This window comes from Streptomyces sp. NPDC008125 (assembly GCF_042957125.1).
In the GTDB taxonomy this organism is placed as follows: Bacteria; Actinomycetota; Actinomycetes; order Streptomycetales; family Streptomycetaceae; genus Streptomyces.
This window is the reverse complement of sequence record NZ_JBIBHR010000012.1, coordinates 209,427-226,210: the sequence shown is the minus strand read 5'-3', so window position 1 is coordinate 226,210 and position 16,784 is coordinate 209,427. Positions and strand designations below refer to the sequence as shown.

Genomic DNA, 16,784 nt, shown 5'->3' with positions numbered 1-16,784 from the left:
CCGCCAACGCGCTCAGGTGGGTGCGGTGTTCCTCGGGGCCGGGAAGGCGGACGGCGTTTCGCGCAGGGTGCTCATGGCGCCATGCAAGCAGCACCCACTGACATAGCGGTGCGAGAGGGGGGCTGGGCCCCGCGAGATGCGGAGGGCGGGTGCCCGGAGCCTCAGGCCCCCGCCCCGCCCGCCGGAACCCCCAGGGCCAGCAGCGCGGTGTCGTCGTTCACGCCCTCGCCGAAGCTGTCCAGCAGCCCGGTCAGGGCGGCGACGACGGCGTGGGCGGGTTCGCCGGCCAGGTCCCGGGCGAAGTCGCGCAGCGCCTCGTCCCCGTAGAAGCCGGTGCGGTCCGGGCCGGTGCGGGCTTCGGTGAGGCCGTCGGTGTAGAGCAGCAGGGTGTCGCCGGGGGCGAGTCGGGTGTCGGCGGTGACGAAGGCCGGGTCGGGCAGGACGCCGACCAGGAGGCCGCCCGGTGTGGGCAGGTAGTCGGCGCGGCCGTCGGCGCGCAGGACGAGGGCCGGGGGGTGGCCGCCCGACGCGAGATGGACGTCGACCTGTCCGGTGGCGGGGCCGGGTTCGAGGACGCCGAAGACGGCGGTGCAGTAGCGGGGTTCGATGCCGGAGTAGCGCTCGTACAGCACCGTGTTGAGCGTGGAGAGGGCCGATATGGGGTCGGGGTCGTGCAGGGCCGCGGCGCGCAGGGTGTGACGGGTCAGCGCGGTGACGGCGGCGGCCTGCGGGCCTTTGCCGCACACGTCGCCGAGGAAGAAGGCGAACCGGGTGCCGTCGACGGGGAAGACGTCGTAGAAGTCGCCGCCGAGCCGGTCGGGGGAGGCGGTGTAGTAGTGCGCGGCCGCCTCCATGCCCGGGACCGGCGGCAGGGAGTCGGGCAACAAGGCCTGCTGGAGGACGGCGAGGGCGTCCTGCAACCGGGTGCGGTCGGCCTGGGCGCGCCGGGTGGCCTCCTCGGCGGCTCTGCGGGCCCGCAGGAGCTCCTCCTCGTAGGCGCGGCGGTCGCGGGCGTCGAAGACGGTGACGCGGATCAGCAGCGGGTCGCCGGCGGCGTCGTGCTTGACCACGGCCGAGACGAGTACCGGCATCCGGTCCCCGCCGGACCGTCCGATCTCCAGGGCGATGCCGCTGATGGTGCCCCGCATGCGCAGCAGTGGGGCGAAGTGCGTCTCGTGGTAGAGCTTGCCGCCCATGGTCAGCAGGTCGACGAACCGCATCCGGCCCTCCACGGCTTCGCGCGCGAGGCCGAGCCAGTCCAGCAGTGTGCGGTTGATCTTCGCGACGGTGCCGTCCATCAGCGTGGAGAGATAGCCGCAGGGGGCGCTCTCGTACAGTTCCTCGGCGCTGGGCTCCAGGAGGTCCCTCAAGGCGTCCGCCCCGGGGGACGGGCCGGGTTTTGGTTCCGGCCCTGCTCCGGGGCCGGGTTCCGGTTCCGGTCCTGTGCCGCCCGTCATCCCAGTCCGGCCAGGAACTCGGTGATCGCCGCGTTGGTGGCTTCGGGCGCCGACAGCTGGGGGCAGTGGCCGGTCGCGTCGAGGGTGACGAGGGCCGAGCCGGGGATCGCGTCGTGCACGTACGCGCCGACTTCCGGGGGCGCGATCATGTCCTGGGTGCAGTCCAGGATCAGGGTGGGCACCGCCACGCCCGCCAGGTCCGCGCGGCTGTCGGAGAGGAACGTGGTGCGGGCGAAGACGCGCGCCATGTCCGGGTCGGTGGCGCAGAAGCTGTTGGTCAGCTCCTGGCCCAGTTCGGGCCGCTCCGGATTGCCCATGATCATCGGGGCCATCGCGGAGGACCAGCCCAGATAGTTCAGTTCCAGCGATGCCAGCAACTCGTCGATGTCCTCGGCGCTGAAGCCGCCCCGGTAGCCGTCCTCGCCGGTGCCCTCGTCGATGTACCGGGGCGAGGGGGCGACCATCACCAGCGCGCCGATCCGGTCGGGAGCCGCCTGGGCGGCCAGTACGCCGATCATGGCGCTGACCGAGTGCCCCACGAACACCGCCCGGCGGAGGTCCAGCTCCTCCAGGACGTCCACCACGTCCTGGGCGTATCCCCGGAGCGAGGAGTAGCGCTCCTCGCTCCACGCAGACAGGTCGGAGCCGCCCGAACCGACGTAGTCGAAGAGCACCACCCGGTACTCCCCGGCCAGCGCCGGTACGGTCAGGCGCCACATGTTCTGGTCGCACCCGAAACCGTGCGCCAGCACCACCACCGGCCCGTGCGGGTTGCCGGTGACAGTGACGTTGTTCCTGCGCCGGATGTCCATGCCACCCATCCTCGCAGCAGCCGCCGCCCGCTACGACCCGGACGGCCCGGCCTGCCGCACCCCCAGCTCCGCGATCCCCGCGGGCTTCGCGGGGTCCGCCGAGACCACCGTCACCCGCACCTCGCGGGCCGCGGCGCCCGGAACGTAACGCTGCCAGGAGTGGCCGTCCGACGAGGTCTCCACGGTGTGCGAGACGGGCGGCACGCCGCTCCAGACCGGGGTCACCGAGGTGATCCGAAGCGCGCGGTCCAGCCGGACCGTGAGGGTGCCGGTGGCCCCGTCGGGGGACCAGGCCGTCGCGGGGGAGCCGTCCACGGCGGCCTCCGCGTAGAGCCCGGGGGACTCCGAGCCGGCGGTGGCCGGGCGGCAGCGGGCGGCGTCGTCGGTGGGGGTCAGGTCCGGGCGGCGGGTGGGCAGGACCAGGGTGGAGGCCAGGCGCCTCGGCCCCGCCGGGGTGTGCACGGTGAACGGGGCGCCCGACACCAGGCGGACCGTGGTGGTGCGGGGTCCGAGCACGATGTCGTAGGTACGCCCCCGGTGGCGCAGCCCCTTCAGCGTGACACCCGCGCCCAGCTGCGGCGGCAGCACGGGGTCGAGCCGGATGCCGTCCTCGCGGAGCCGCAGCCCGGTCAGGCCGTGGGTGAAGACCTGGAGGAAGCCGCCCTTGCCGGTGAGGAAGTCCTCGGCGGGGAAGCCCGACAGCGGGTCCGCAGCGCCCGACTTCGCGCCGCGCGCTTCGGAGAAGAGGCCGAACGGGCCCCGCATGAAGGGGCGCACGGACCGCTGGAGGTAGGTGTACGCGGCGCACCCGGGCTCCCCGATGGCGGCGGCGTCGATGGCGTGCACCGAGTCCGTCATGGCGGGGCCGTCCGGATCGGTGCGGGCGGCGTAGAAGTCGAGGGTCGCGGCGGCTGCGCCCGGCTCCATCGGCCACTCCAGCGGGTACATCAGCAGCACCGTGTCGGCCTGTTTGATCGTCGAGCCGTCGTACCCCGCGTACTGGAGGAAGATCTCGCGCTCCGCGTCGTACGGGATGCGCAGCCCGTCCGCGACCCGCTGCCAGGCGGCGGGCGCGGGCCGGCCGAGGAGGGCCGCGGCGCGTGCGGCGTCGCGCAGGGCGGTCGCGGCGACCGCGTTGGTGAAGACCCCGTCGGTGACGCCGTTGCTGTACTCGTCGGGACCGGCGACGTTCGCGACCGACCAGCTGCCGTCGGCGTTCGGGGTGGCCCGGGAGGCCCAGAAGTCGGCGATCCCGCTCAGCAGCGGCCAGCCGCGCTCGGCCAGCCAGGCGCGGTCGCCGGTGGCCAGCCAGTACTGCCACACGGCCAGCGCCACATCGCCCTGGAGGTGGTTCTGGGTGAGGCAGTGCGGCGGGTCCCAGCTCTGGCACTCGGAGTCCAGGCGGCCCCGGCTCGCGCTGGTCCACGGGTAGAACAGCCCGTCGTACCCCAGCTTCCCGGCGTTGGCGCGGGCCGCGTCCCGGGTGCGGTAGCGGTACTCCACCACCGTGCGGGCGAGCTCGGGGCGGGTGGCGAGCAGCCCCGGGTACATCCACGTCTCGGCGTCCCAGAAGATCATGCCCGCGTAGTTGTCGCTGGTCGCACCGGCGGGCGCGATGCTGTCCGAGGCGCCGGTGCGGGTCGCGGCGAGCAGCCCGTACTGGGCCGACCGCAGCCACCGCTGGAGGTCCGGGCTGCCCGGCACCAGCACGTCGGAGGACCAGTCGCGGCGCCACACGGCGGCGCTGTCGGCCAGCACCCGCGCCCAGCCGCGCCCGGCCGCCCGCCGCGAGGCCGCGCGCGCCGAGGCGAGCGGGGTGCGCGAGGTGAGGGCGGTGTCGACGCCGACGTACTTCTCGACGGTGTACGACCGCCCCGCGCGCACCCGCAGCTCCCGGACGAGCCCCGGGCCCTTGCCCCCGCCCGGATCGGGGACGGGGACCGGGCGCAGGGTCTGCACGACCGCGCCGTCCACCTCCGTACCGTGCGTGCGGAAGGTCCCGTCGTCCGCCACCGTCATCCGCCGCGCACCCCGCGTGTCGAGCCGCCCGGTGACCATGGCCGCGCCGGACCACCGGGGTGTCAGCGTGAGGCGTACGGCACCGGCGTGGACGTCCGAGCGGTCCGCCAGCACCTCGTACACCAGGTCGGTGGCCCTGCCGTCCGCCGTCGTCCACCGCAGCGAGGTGCGGACCAGCCCGCAGGCGAGGGAGAGGGTCTGGCGGTAGTGCGAGATCCGGCCGGCGGGGGTGTCCGGGCCGAAGGTCTCCGCGCCGACGCGGACGTCGAGCGGGGTCCAGCCCGGCAGCGCGGCGAGGACCTCGCGCCCCTCGGTGGTACCGGGCTCGGCGCCGTACAGGCCGGTGACGAACGCCCCGTCGTAGCGCGGGGTGTAGAGCGGCCAGCCGGTCTTCTCCGGGCGCTCGGCGTAGCCGGTTCCGGCCGGGGGGACGCGGTGGCCGAGGTAGCCGTTGCCGACGTACGGGTCGTACCCCTCGGCCTCGCCGTACCGGGTGGAGGTCAGCTCCCACGTTCCGTCGGGAGGGGTGGCCGGGGCCGTGGGCGCCGTGCAGGAGGGCGGGGCGGGGGACGGGCGGATGCCCTGGGCGGACACCTGGCCCGGCGTGACGATCACGGTCAGGAGAGCGGTGGTGAGACAGCCGACGAGGGAGGTGCGCGCATGGGTCACCCGTATGAAAGTAGGGACGCGACCGGCGGGCGCCCGGCACGGCACGGCCGGCCACGCGCACGGCAGGCGGACGGCCGACGGGGCTGCCACCGGATGGAGCAGCGGATTCCGGGAACGCCGGGCCGCTGAGCCGACGAGTGCGCAAGGACGGACCTCAGGGTGTACCCGGAACCGGCCTGGACGGCGATCAGGGCGGGGGCGGGGCACCGCGCGAGGAGCCCCGGGGCGGTGCGGGCGGGACCACGTGCGGCGCGGGCGGGACCACGTGCGGTACGGGCGGGACCACGTGCGGTGCGGGCGGGGCCACGTGCGGCGCGGACACTCCCCGCACACGGCGGGCGCGGACCCGGGCGACTGCCCGTCCGGGCCGGCCGCCCGGGGGCACGTGTCACTTCCTCGTGCATCCGGGGCGTGCGGAGGGCGGGAAGTGGGCAGAGAACGGCCGGAAGAGCTGTGGTGATGCGGTTCGGACCATGCGTGGAGCACCCCCGAATCATCACTTTGAGTGAAACTTTGGCCTTCGCTTGTCTTGTACCACTCACGGTTGCGACTCTGTTGCGGTCTGTCAACTTGTTGGGAGTGGCCAGTGACTTTCGGTGAGCAGCCCGCCTACCTGCGCGTGGCGAGCGATCTGCGGGAGAAGATCGTCAAGGGAGCGCTGCCGCCCCATACCCGCCTGCCGTCCCAGGCGCGCATCCGCGAGGAGTACGGCGTCTCGGACACCGTCGCGCTGGAGGCACGGAAGGTGCTCATGGCCGAAGGGCTGGTGGAGGGGCGCTCCGGTTCCGGTACGTACGTCCGGGCACGTCCGGTGCCGCGCAGGATCGCCCGGTCCGGCTACCGGCCGGGCATGGGGTCCAGTCCGTTCCGCCAGGAGCAGAGCGCCGAGGGCGTGCGCGGCACCTGGGAATCGCGGAGCGAGCAGGAGGAGGCCGGTCCGGAGATCGCCGTGCGCCTCGGCATCGAGCCGGGGGAGCGGGTCATGCGCACGCGGTACGTCTTCCGGGACGCGGGTGAGCCGATGATGCTCTCGACCTCCTGGGAGCCGCTCTCGGTCACCGGGCGGACCCCGGTGATGCTCCCCGAGGAGGGGCCGCTGGGCGGCTGCGGAGTGGTCGACCGGATGGCGGCGATCGACATCGTGGTGGACAACGTGACCGAGGAGGTCGGCGCCCGGCCGGGACTGGCGGACGAACTCGGCGACCTCGGCGGGGTGCCCGGCCACGTGGTCATGGTCATCGCGCGCACCTACTACGCGGGCGGACAGGCGGTCGAGACCGCCGACGTGGTCGTGCCCGCCGACCGCTACCGCGTCGCCTACCACCTGCCAGTCAAGTAACGCCGCCCCGGCCTGCCCCGCCCCGCCCCGGCCTGCCCCGCCCCGACCCGCTCCGGCCGTCGGCCGCGGGCGGCCCGCCGTCCGCCCGTGACGCGCCGCCGGCGGTCCGCCGTCCGCCCGTGACGCGCCCCGTCGCGGGCGGGCCGACCGGTGGGCGGTGCGGTGTGTCCGGGGCCGGTGACACAGACTTAACCCCCCGTCACCTGCCGTAACTCCCGGGCAACGCCCTGCCCCCGCGGCCCGTCACGTGCGGCTCCTACCTTCCGGTCGTCGCCGCACCAACGGACCGAGGACGGGACCCTCATGACGGACATCGCACCACCCACCACGGCCGAGACCCCGCACACCTCGCCGCAGCCCCCCGAGCCCGGGGGCGTGTCCGGCTCCGGCGGGCCGGCCCGCAGCTACGCGGCGCTCGCCGCCGACGAGAGCCGCGAGGACTACTCGCTGCGCTACGCCCCGCACGCGTTCCGCCGCTGGTCGCCCGGGACGGTCGCGGGCACCGCCCTCGGCGGCATCGCCTACCTCGCGGACTTCGCGATCGGCGCCTCGATCGTCTTCACCTACGGCTTCACCAGTGGTTTCGCGTCGATCCTGACCGCCGCCGCGATCATCTTCCTCACCGGCATCCCCATCGCCCGGGCCTGCGCCACGTACGGCCTGGACATGGACCTGGTCACCCGGGGCGCGGGCTTCGGCTACTTCGGCTCGACGCTGACCTCGCTCATCTACGCGTCGTTCACCTTCATCTTCTTCGCGCTCGAAGGCTCGATCATGGCGCAGGCCATGCACCAGGCGATCGGGCTGCCGGTCCGGATCGGCTATCTCCTCACCACGCTGATCGTGATCCCGATCGTGTTCCGGGGCATGGGCGCGCTCGCCAAGGTGCAGGCGTGGACGCAGCCCGTCTGGATCATCGGCATGATCCTGCCGTTCCTGGTGCTCGCCTTCGAGGCCCCGGACGCCTGGGGCTCGTTCAGCTCCTTCGGCGGTACGGAGGGGGCGGGCTCGGGCTTCTCCTGGCTCGGGTTCGGCCTGGGCACCGGGGTGGCGCTCTCGCTGATCGCGCAGATCGGCGAGCAGGCGGACTACCTGCGCTTCATGCCGGCGAAGACCGAGGCGAACAAGCGCCGCTGGAACCTCGCGGTGCTCGCCGCCGGGCCCGGCTGGGTGATCATCGGAGCCGCCAAGCAGCTCGGCGGGGCGTTCCTTGCCTTCGTCGCCCTGGAGGCGGTCGGCACGACGCACGCGCTGGAGCCGATCGCCCCACAGATCGAGGCGCTCAAGCCCTGGCTCGGCGGGTTCGCCCTGCCCGCCGCGGCGATCTTCGTGATCGTCTCCCAGGTCAAGATCAACGTGACGAACGCCTACAGCGGCTCGCTCTCCTGGTCGAACTTCTTCTCCCGGATCACCCACCGGCACCCCGGCCGGGTCTGGTACATCTTCCTCAACCTCGCCATCGCGCTCACGCTGATGGAGATGGACATGTTCGCGGCCCTCAACAAGCTGCTGGGCTTCTACTCCAACGTCGGCATCGCCTGGATCGCCGCCGTCGCCGCCGACCTGGTCATCAACAAGCGGATCGGGCTCAGCCCGCCGTACATCGAGTTCAAGCGGGCCTACCTCCACGCGGTGAACCCGGCGGGCTTCGGCGCGATGGTGATCGCCTCCACCGTCTCGATCCTGGCATTTTTCGGCCTCTTCGGTGAGTACGCGGAAGCCTTCTCCACCTTCATCGCCGCGGGGCTCGCGGTGACGCTCTGCCCGCTGATCGCCTGGGCGACGAAGGGCAAGTACTACCTGGCCCGGCCCAATCCGGTGAACGGCCCCGACGTGGCGGTCGAGGACATCACCGCCACCCACACCTGCGCGGTGTGCGAGACGGCCTACGAGCTGCCGGACATCGCCGACTGCCCCGCCCACGCGGGCCCCGTCTGCTCGCTCTGCTGCTCGCTGGACGCCACCTGCGGCGACGCCTGCCGGAAGGCGCCGACGGCCGGACCGGTGCTGATGCCCCTGCCCACGGTGCGGGTGGCCGGTTCCGACGCGGCGGGGAGAGGGTGACGGTGCCCGCGGCGACCGGCGCCCGCGCGGCGCGATAGGGTCCCGTTCTCCGCTCCGGGGGCGCATCCGGACGGATGCGCCCCGTGTATGGCCGGTTCCGTATCCCTTTGTGCGATTCCGCATTCGCTGAGTGAAGGTCAGGCGTACGCTCCGGCATATGCGCACAGCGATTTCCTGGGGATCGTCCTATGAGATGTGCAGACCGGTGGGGAGAGGGGCAGCATGCTCGGGAGGAGCACGATGAGTGACAGCGCGGCTGTCCTCCCGTGGCTGGTGATACGGCAGGACATCAACGGCAGTACGTACCGGGTCGGCCGATACGCCACGGAGGAAGAGGCGCAGAAGGTCGCGGACAGGTTCGACACCCGGGAGCACCAGCAGCTCTACTGGGTGGAACGCGCGGGTGAGACCGCCCGCCCCTGACCCATGACCCGCGTCACCGGCGGCCGGGCACCCTCCCTGACCAGGGGGTGCCCGGCCGTCGTCGTCCGCCCCGCCGGTGCCGCCACTGCCGGCGCGCGCTCCCTTTGCACCCGCGCCGGTGTGCGCCCCCTACGGGACGGCCCTCGGCTCCTTACGCGCCGCCGCGCGAAGGTAGGGTCCGGCTGACCGGCCTGACCGCCAGGCCGGGGAACGAAGGCGGAGCGATGCCGGCCCTGATCGACACGGTGGCGTGGGTACGAGTGGAGAGCGGCAGGATTCTCTGCGCGCGGTCGAAGGGGAAGGACATCTTCTACATCCCCGGCGGCAAGCGGGAGGCGGGGGAGAGCGACCTCCAGACCCTGCTGCGGGAGGTGGAGGAGGAGCTCGCGGTGTCCCTCGACCCGGCGACCGTCGTGCACGCGGGGGTCTACGAAGCGCAGGCCCACGGGCACGCGGAGGGCGTGGTGGTGCGGATGAGCTGCTACTACGGCGACTACCGGGGCACGGTGACGGCGAGCAACGAGATCGACGAGGTGGCCTGGTTCGGCTACGCGGACCGGCCGCTCGTCGCCCCGGTCGACCAGGTGCTCTTCGACGATCTCCACGCGGACGGGGTGCTGGCCTGAGCCCGCCCGCCGTACTTGGAGGACCGTGCGCGCACCGGTGGACCGTGTTCTTCGGAGTGCCGTCTGCCGGACGACGCCCGGCACGCACGCTCGCCGCGTCGTCGGAATCGTCCCCGTACGCCCCGTGCGAGGACGATTCTCCGCCGTGCGATCGCGCGACCGGCCGCCGCCCCAGCCCGCCCCGCCCCGCCCCGCCCCGGCCTCCGGCCGAACGGCGCCGCTGCGAAGGCGCACCCCGGGACCCGTGCACCCGTATGACCCATTGGTTACGATCTGTTGTGATGCGAGATGAATTCCGGGTATGTCCACAGTGACCCCTCGCAGGGTGAATCCGCTGACGGCCCCGGGAAGTGATCGGCGTGATCGAAACCGAAGGCGGCAGCGCCGAGTGGACCTTCCCGGCGGAGCCGGGCTCCGTGCGGGGTGCACGGAACGCGGTCCGCGAGACGCTGCGCGCCTGGGACCTCGGCCTGCCGGTCATCGACGTCACGGTGCTGCTCGTCAGCGAGCTGGTGACCAACTCGCTCCGCCATGCCACCGGCCCCATCGGCGTACGCCTGGTCCGCCCCGGCGCCACCCCGGCCGAGGTGGCCGAGGCCTCGGCCGACGGCCACGGACTGCTGGTGGAGGTCTCCGATCCGCTTCCGGATCTTCCCACCCGCCGACGGGCCGGCCCCGACGACGAAGGGGGTCGCGGGCTCCAGCTGGTGGCCTGTTCGGCACGCCGCTGGGGGACGCGAAAAGGAAAGAGTGGCAAGACGGTGTGGTTCGAGCTGCCTCTGTCTGGTTAGGAGAGGAGGGGGACGCACAGCGATCACCTGAGGTCGGGGCCGCCGACGAGAAGGACTGAGACCTTGCTGTGATCGTGAACGCCGTGTCGGGAGTGGCCGTAGTGCTGAATACTGCGCACAGGACCGGTCCGGTGTGTGAGCTGGAGGGGACGGTCGCGTGAGCGAGATACCTGGGACAGCGGGCGGCATCGTGTGGCAGAGCAGCCCGCCTGGCTCGATGTACGAGTACATCAGGGTCGCCTCCTTCTCGATCGGCCCGGACGGCCTGGTCGAGCAGTGGAGCGGAAGGGCCGCCGATCTCTTCGGCATGGGCCCGCACGAGGTGATCGGGCGCGATCCCGTGGAGGCGTTCATGCCTCCCGAGCTGCGCCGGGGCGGGCACCGGCAGATCCGCGAGATCCTGGACGGCAAGGAGTGGACGGGCCTCGTCCCTTTCCGGATACCGGGGGAGCGGGACGTCCGCGGGCTCGCCGAGGTCTACGTCATGCCCAGCGTGACCGCCGGCGGGGAGCGGGCCGCCCTCTGCATCGTGGTGGACGTGCGGGCGCTGCGCGGCATCGAGACGGACCTCGCCGCCTCGCAGGCAATTTTCGGCCAATCCCCCTTCGGGTTCGTCCTGTTCGGCAAGGACCTCTCGGTGGTCCGTGCGAACGAACGATTCGCCGACGTCTTCGGCGGCATGGCCGCCGACCACCGGGGACGTAGGGCCGAGGACTATCTGACCCGCCCCGAGGCGGACCGGCTGACGGAGATCCTGAGAAGAGTCCTGGCGACCGGGGAGTCGGTCACCGACCTCCGGCTCATCGGTACGGTCCCCGGCGACACCGACCGCCGCCACTGGTCGATGAACCTCTACCGGGTGCACAGCGGATCGGGACGGCCCATCGGGGTCGCCGGACTCGCCACCGACGTCACCAGCCGCCACATCGCCGCACGCGAGGCGGCCAGCGCCCGGCGCAACCTCCGGCTGCTGAACGAGGCCAGCGCCCGCATCGGCAACTCCCTCGACCTGGAGACCACCGCCCGCGAGCTGCTGGACGTCGCCGTCCCCGGCTTCTGCGACCTCGCCACCGTCGACCTCTTCCCCGCCGTGCTCACCGGCGCCGAGGCCCCGGCCGCGGGCGGCCCCGCGCCGGAGCCCGGGGCCCCCTCACCGGAACTGCGCCGGGTCGCCCAGGCCAGCGCGGTCTCCGATGCCCGCACCCGCGTGCCCCGGCATCCGGGCGCACAGCTGCCGGCCGCGCGGTCCGGCGAGCGCCCCGGCGGCGACGGGGGAGCAGAGCAGGAGACGGGGGAGCCCGCCCTCGGAGCCGTACACCGCTACCCGCACGCCTCCGCCTGCGCCACCGCCCTGCGGACCGGCCGCGTCCACGAGGCGCCCGGCGACGGCCTCGGGTTCGTCCGGTCCACCCTCGCGGTGCCGATGGTCGCCCACGACACCGTGGTCGGGCTCGTCCGCTTCTCCCGTACGAAGGGCAGCGAGCCCTTCGGCGAACGCGACCGGGACCTGGCCGGCGAACTCGCCGCCCGCGCCGCCGTCTGTATCGACAACGCCCGCCTCTACCGGCGCGAGCACGAACGCGCCCTGATCCTCCAGCGCAGCCTGCTCCCGCCCGGCGCCCCCGAGGCGGCGGGCCTGGACATCGCCTGCCGCTACCTCCCCGGCAACGCGGCCACCGAGGTCGGCGGCGACTGGTTCGACGTCATCGAACTGCCCGGCCACCGCACGGCGCTCGTCGTCGGCGACGTCATGGGGCGCGGGCTGCGCGCCGCCGTCGCCATGGGCGAACTCCGCACCGCCGTGAGGACGCTCGCCCTGCTGGACCTGGAACCCGCCGAGGTGCTCTCCGCGCTGGACGAGGTCGCCCGCGGCCTCGGCACCCCCGGCGGCGGCGACCGGCCCGAGGGCGGGGGCACCCAGTGGCCCTCGCGCGCCCTGCAGAAGTCCCGCGAGGCGGACCTGTCCGAGGTGTACCTCGCGACCTGCGTGTACGCGGTCTACGACCCGGTCACCCGGCGCTGCACCTTCGCCAACGCGGGCCACCTGCCGCCGGCCGTCGTCGAGCCGGGCCGGGCGGCCCGGCTCCTCGACGTACCGCCGGGGATGCCGCTGGGCGTCGGCGGCGAACCCTTCGAGGAGGTGGAGGTCGAACTCGCCGAGGGCGCCCTGCTCACCCTCTACACCGACGGCCTCGTGGAGTCGCGCGACCATCCGCTCGACGAGGGCCTCGATGTGCTCCGCACCGCCCTCACCGGGCCGCGGATGCAGCTGGAGGCCGCCTGCGACCACGTACTGGCCGCCCTGGACACCCGGCACGGCGAGGACGACATCGCGCTGCTGATGGCCCGCATCCAGGGGCTGCCCGAGGAAGCGGTCGGCGACTGGACGCTGCCCCGGGAACCGCGCTCGGTCGGCCGGGCCCGTGAACTCGCCCGTCGGCGGCTGACCGAGTGGAACCTCGACGACCTGGTGGACACCACCGAACTCCTGGTCAGCGAACTCGTCACCAACGCGCTGCGCTACGGAGAGGGCGAGATCCGGCTCCGATTGCTGCGGGACCGCACCCTGGTGTGCGAGGTGTGGGACGCGGGGCTGATCCAGCCGCGCCGCCGCCGCGCTCGCGACACCGACGAGGGCGGCCGGGGGCTGCAGCTCGTCGGGCTGCTCAGCGCGGCCTGGGGCTCGCGGCGCACCCCGCGCGGCAAGACCGTCTGGTTCGAACTCGCCCTGCCGGACGGGCAGCCGGCCGCCGAGCTCACGGTCGAACAACTGCTCAGCATGTACTGAGCACGTACTGACACGATCCACGCGGGCGACGAGGGGTGGGGGGGGGGGGGCGCCCCCCCCCCCCCCCCCCCCGGGCCGCCCCCCCCCCCCCCCCGGGGGAGCACCGCGGGGGGGGCCCGCGCGCCGCTCCCCTTACCTCACAACCACGTCTTTTTGGGGGCGCCCCCCCCCCCCCCCCGCCCCGGGGGGGGGGGGGGGGGGGGGGGGGGGCCCCCCCCCCCCCCCCACCCCTCGTCGCTTCCTCCACCGCTCAGGACGGGGACTTCAGCGCGGCGAGCCGCGCCTCGACCTCTGCGCTGTCGCCCATGGCGTCCAGCTGCTCGAACTGCGCGTCGAGCGAGGAAGCGGCCAGCTCCTGCTTTCCCACCGCCCTCGCCTCCTCGCGCCGCACCTTCTCCTCGAAGCGGTTCAGCTCGCTGGTCGGGTCGAGCACGTCGACCGACTTCACCGCGTCCATCATCCGGTTCTGTGCCTGGGCGGACTTGGCGCGAGCCACCAGCTCGTCCCGCTTCGCCTTCAACTCGCCCAGTTTGGCCTTCATCCGGTCGAGCCCCGACTTGAGCTTGTCCACCACCTCGGTCTGCGAGGCGATCGTCGGCTCGGCGGTCCGCGCCTCCTTCTCCGACTGGAGCTGGCGGCCCAGCGCGACCTTGGCGAGGTTGTCGAACTTGTCCGCCTCCGCCGCCGAGCCCGCGGCCCGCAACTCGTCCGCCTTGCGGCTGGCCGCGAGTGCCTTGCCGCCCCACTCCTTCGCCGCCGCCACGTCCTCCGCGTGGTCCTGCTCCATCAGCCGCAGGTTGCCGATGGTCGCGGCGACCGCCTGCTCGGCCTCCGCGATGTTGTCGGTGTAGTCGCGGATCAGCTGGTCCAGCATCTTCTGCGGGTCCTCGGCCTGATCGATGAGCGCGTTGATGTTGGCCCTCGCGAGCTGGGTGACACGGCCGAGAATCGTCTGCTTCGACATGGGAGCTCCTCTCCTGGAGTGGGACGGTTCGCCCGGGGCGGACGAGCGGGCTGTACGGGGGCGGGGCGCACGGGGGCGGGGGCGTGAGGCCTACGGCGGCCGGGCGCACGGGACCGGGCGCCGCGCACCCCGGTCGCCCGGTCAGAAGCGGCCGCCACCGCCACGGCGGCCCCGCGTGCCTCCGCCGCCGAAGCTGCCGGGCCCCGCGCCGCCGAAGCCGCCCCCGCCGAACCCGCCGCCCCCGCCGAACCCGCCGCCGAACCCGCGACCGCCGCCCCGCCCGCCGCCACCGAGGAGGCCGCCGAGGAGGATGCCGCCCAGTACGGCCCCGCCCGTCCCGCCGCCCCGCATCCCGCCCGGACCGGAACGGCTGTCGAAGGCGCGTACGTCCTGCTCGGCCAGGGCCTGGGCCTGCCCGGCCAGCGCGTCGGCCCGCTGCGCCTCGGCGAGCGCCCGCTGCGGATCGCCGCCCGCCGCGAGCTGCCCGGCCTGCTCCGCGTGGCGCTGGGCCTCCGCGAGCCGGGTACGGGCCTGGCTGCCGACCGCGCCCCGGTGCGTGGTGATGTAGCCGGCGGCGGCGGAGATCGCCGAGCGGGCGGAGAGCATCGCCTGGTCCAGCAGCGGACGGGCCCGGGTGTTGCCCTGGTCCCGTTCGCGCGCTCCGGCCAGCGACTCGTCCAGCGCCGCGTCCGCCTCCTCCAGCCGGCGCAGCGCGTCGATGGGGTCGTACGGTCCGCCCGCCACCTCGCCCCGTACGTCCCGCAGCACCGCCTCCGCCCGGCCGATCCGTCCCTGGAGGTCGGCCGTGGACACGCCCTGCGCGGTGCCCCGCAGCAGCCCGTGCGCGTCCGCGAGGTCGGTCTCCATCTCGGTGAGCGCGGCGGGGATGCGGGAGGCGGCCTCCGCGAGTTCGGCGGCCCGCCGCTCCACGGCGTCCACCAGGGTCGCGGCCTGGCGTACCGCGCTCTCCGCCGCCCGTACGAACACGGCGGCCCGGGAGTTGTCGCCGCCGTCCACCGCCTGGCGGGCCTGGTTGAGGGAGGAGGTAGCGAAGACCAGGCGCTCCTTCGCCTGTTCGACGTCGTCCGCGACGGGGGCGGCGGCCGAGGGCGCGTAGTGCGTGCGCATCGCGTCCAGCGTCGAACCCGCCGTGGCCGTACGCCCGGCGAGGTCGCGGAAGGTCGCCTCCACCTCCGACAGCGCCTGCGGGGCGTTCTGCTCCAGGTCCCGCAGACGGTCGAAGTCGGCCGACACCGCGTCGAGTTGCTCGTCGGCGGCGGTGCAGCGGCTGATGATCTCCGCCAGCATCCGGCGCTGGGTCGGCTCGTCCTCCGGGATCGCGTCGTCGAGCTGCTGGCGCAGCCGGAACGAAGCGGTCAGCTCACTCTTGGCACGTGTCACCGCCGCCGCGAACGGTGCCGCCGCCTCCTCGCCGAACTGGGCCGTGGCGAAGCCCAGTTCCTCCTCGCTGGTGCGTACCGCGTCGTCCGTGTCCACCAGCAGTTCCCTGGTGCGGGCATCCAACTCGGCCAGCGGGAACGGTGGTTCGCCGGCCGCCGCACCGGGCGCCGCGGCACCCCAGCCGGCGGCGGCCGGAGTCGTACGGGTCTTCGCCCGCCGCTTGCGCCGGGCGAAGGCGTACGCGGCGACCACGAGGACCGCGACCAGCAGAACCGCCGGGAGCAGGAAATCACCGGCGTCGGTGCCGCCCGAGCCGCTCGACCCGGGATCGGCCGGGCCCGGGGAGAGGGAGGGCGAGGGCGCCGGCTGCCCCGCGAGCACCGCCGTATAACCGTTCGCCGCACCGATCGCCGCACCCGCCCAGTCGTTCACCCGCAGCGCCGGCACGATGGCGGTGCTCGCCACGTCCCTCAGCTGCTCGTCGGTGAGCCGGGACGCCTCGTCCACGGAGTACGCGTACTGCCGGTCGTGGGTGGCGACGGCCAGCAGCACGTCGTCCTGGCCCAGACCGTTGCGGGTGGCGGTCTCGTCGGCCCAGCTCTGCGAGGAGCGGCCGGAGAAGTCGCGTACGTACACGACGAAGAGCTGCACCCGCCGCTCGTCGAAGAGCGAGTCCAGCGCCGTCTCCACCTCCCCGGTACGGTCCCCGAGCGCCCCGGTCCGGTCGGTGATCTGCCCGTCCCGGGAGAGCGTGACGGGGTTGTCGGCCCACGCCGGAGCGGCGGTCCCGGCGGCCAGCCAGCAGGCCGCGAACAGCACGCCGAGCAGGGCCCGGCAGGGTCGGGAGCTGCGGATACGGGTCGCGGGAGGTGTCACATCTGGGAGGCTATGGCCACCTTTGTCGCCCCGCGACCCGAGCATCCGGCGGGGGCGTCGGGCCGGAGGGAAGTGGTCCGACCGGGGGACGGGGGGCGCGTACCTGATGTACGTGACGTACGTGATGTACGTGACGGGTGGCGTCATCCTGGTGCGGCCGTGCTGCGGCAACGCCGAAGGAAGCTCTGCCTGCCGAGCCGGCGCACTCGCTGATCCACCGGGCCGGTCCGGCGGAGGAGATGGTGGCCGGGCTAGCCAGGGAAGAGGCGGTGGACCGGCTCCATCAGTACGGGGCCGAGGGGCCCTGAGCGCAGGCGGGCAGGGCACCCTGCCGGGCCCGGTGGGGGGATCGCGGCAGGCGGGCGTCTGCCCGTACCGCACCGTCCGCCGTGCGCTCGGGCAACTCCGGTGGCGCGTGGCGGACATGCCGGCGGCGCGGCCGGAGTGTGGGCTTCGGCCGCGCCGGGGCGTGGGTCGGTGGAGGCCGGCGGCGGGTCAGGACCGCCGTCCGCACCGGGTGGGGAGCCGGTCAGGAACTCCCCCGTTCGGGGGCCT

At 73.8% G+C, this 16,784-nt stretch carries 11 protein-coding genes; 6 read left to right on the top strand and 5 right to left on the bottom strand.

All coding sequences use genetic code 11. From position 1 onward, the window contains the following. Positions 1-161 precede the first annotated feature (161 nt). The 3 genes from ACFZAX_RS21885 to ACFZAX_RS21875 are packed head-to-tail and all read right to left on the bottom strand — an operon-like array spanning position 162 to position 4,909. Positions 162-1,457: a SpoIIE family protein phosphatase gene (locus ACFZAX_RS21885; RefSeq protein ID WP_390963539.1), complete on the bottom strand. Its 1,296-nt coding sequence runs from the start codon at positions 1,455-1,457 to the stop codon at positions 162-164. After that, positions 1,454-2,269, bottom strand: coding sequence for an alpha/beta fold hydrolase (locus tag ACFZAX_RS21880; RefSeq protein ID WP_390963537.1), 816 nt, complete (start codon positions 2,267-2,269; stop codon positions 1,454-1,456). Before ACFZAX_RS21880 ends, ACFZAX_RS21885 begins: the two co-directional genes overlap by 4 nt. A 30-nt stretch (positions 2,270-2,299) precedes the next feature. Continuing rightward, positions 2,300-4,909 carry a discoidin domain-containing protein gene (locus tag ACFZAX_RS21875; RefSeq protein ID WP_390963636.1) on the bottom strand — a complete coding sequence of 870 codons (2,610 nt, stop codon included), beginning with the start codon at positions 4,907-4,909 and terminating at the stop codon, positions 2,300-2,302. A 634-nt stretch (positions 4,910-5,543) separates the two neighbouring features. Here ACFZAX_RS21875 and ACFZAX_RS21870 point away from each other — a divergent pair. From ACFZAX_RS21870 to ACFZAX_RS21845, 6 genes are all read left to right on the top strand, one after another. Continuing rightward, entirely contained in the window at positions 5,544-6,296 is a 753-nt protein-coding gene (locus tag ACFZAX_RS21870; protein WP_390963536.1) for a GntR family transcriptional regulator, read from the top strand. 303 nt (positions 6,297-6,599) lie between these two features. After that, positions 6,600-8,360: a purine-cytosine permease family protein gene (locus ACFZAX_RS21865; protein WP_390963534.1), complete on the top strand. Its 1,761-nt coding sequence runs from the start codon at positions 6,600-6,602 to the stop codon at positions 8,358-8,360. Between the two features lie 222 nt (positions 8,361-8,582). Further along, the gene (locus ACFZAX_RS21860; RefSeq protein WP_390963533.1) at positions 8,583-8,783 is read left to right on the top strand and encodes an SPOR domain-containing protein; all 201 of its coding nucleotides are present in this window, start codon (positions 8,583-8,585) and stop codon (positions 8,781-8,783) included. A 224-nt stretch (positions 8,784-9,007) separates the two neighbouring features. Then, a complete protein-coding gene (locus ACFZAX_RS21855) occupies positions 9,008-9,409 on the top strand; it encodes an NUDIX domain-containing protein (protein WP_390963532.1) in 402 nt (133 codons plus the stop codon). A gap of 350 nt (positions 9,410-9,759) precedes the next feature. Continuing rightward, positions 9,760-10,200: an ATP-binding protein gene (locus tag ACFZAX_RS21850; protein ID WP_390963530.1), complete on the top strand. Its 441-nt coding sequence runs from the start codon at positions 9,760-9,762 to the stop codon at positions 10,198-10,200. 190 nt (positions 10,201-10,390) lie between these two features. Then, complete coding sequence (locus tag ACFZAX_RS21845; RefSeq protein ID WP_390963635.1) at positions 10,391-12,988, top strand: SpoIIE family protein phosphatase; 2,598 nt, start codon at positions 10,391-10,393, stop codon at positions 12,986-12,988. Positions 12,989-13,238: 250 nt separating this feature from the next. Here ACFZAX_RS21845 and ACFZAX_RS21840 read toward each other — a convergent pair whose 3' ends face one another. Together ACFZAX_RS21840 and ACFZAX_RS21835 are read right to left on the bottom strand one after the other, a co-directional pair. Next, positions 13,239-13,952, bottom strand: coding sequence for a PspA/IM30 family protein (locus ACFZAX_RS21840; protein ID WP_390963529.1), 714 nt, complete (start codon positions 13,950-13,952; stop codon positions 13,239-13,241). Positions 13,953-14,093: 141 nt separating this feature from the next. Continuing rightward, entirely contained in the window at positions 14,094-16,229 is a 2,136-nt protein-coding gene (locus ACFZAX_RS21835; protein WP_390963527.1) for a TPM domain-containing protein, read from the bottom strand. Between the last annotated feature and the right edge of the window lie 555 nt (positions 16,230-16,784).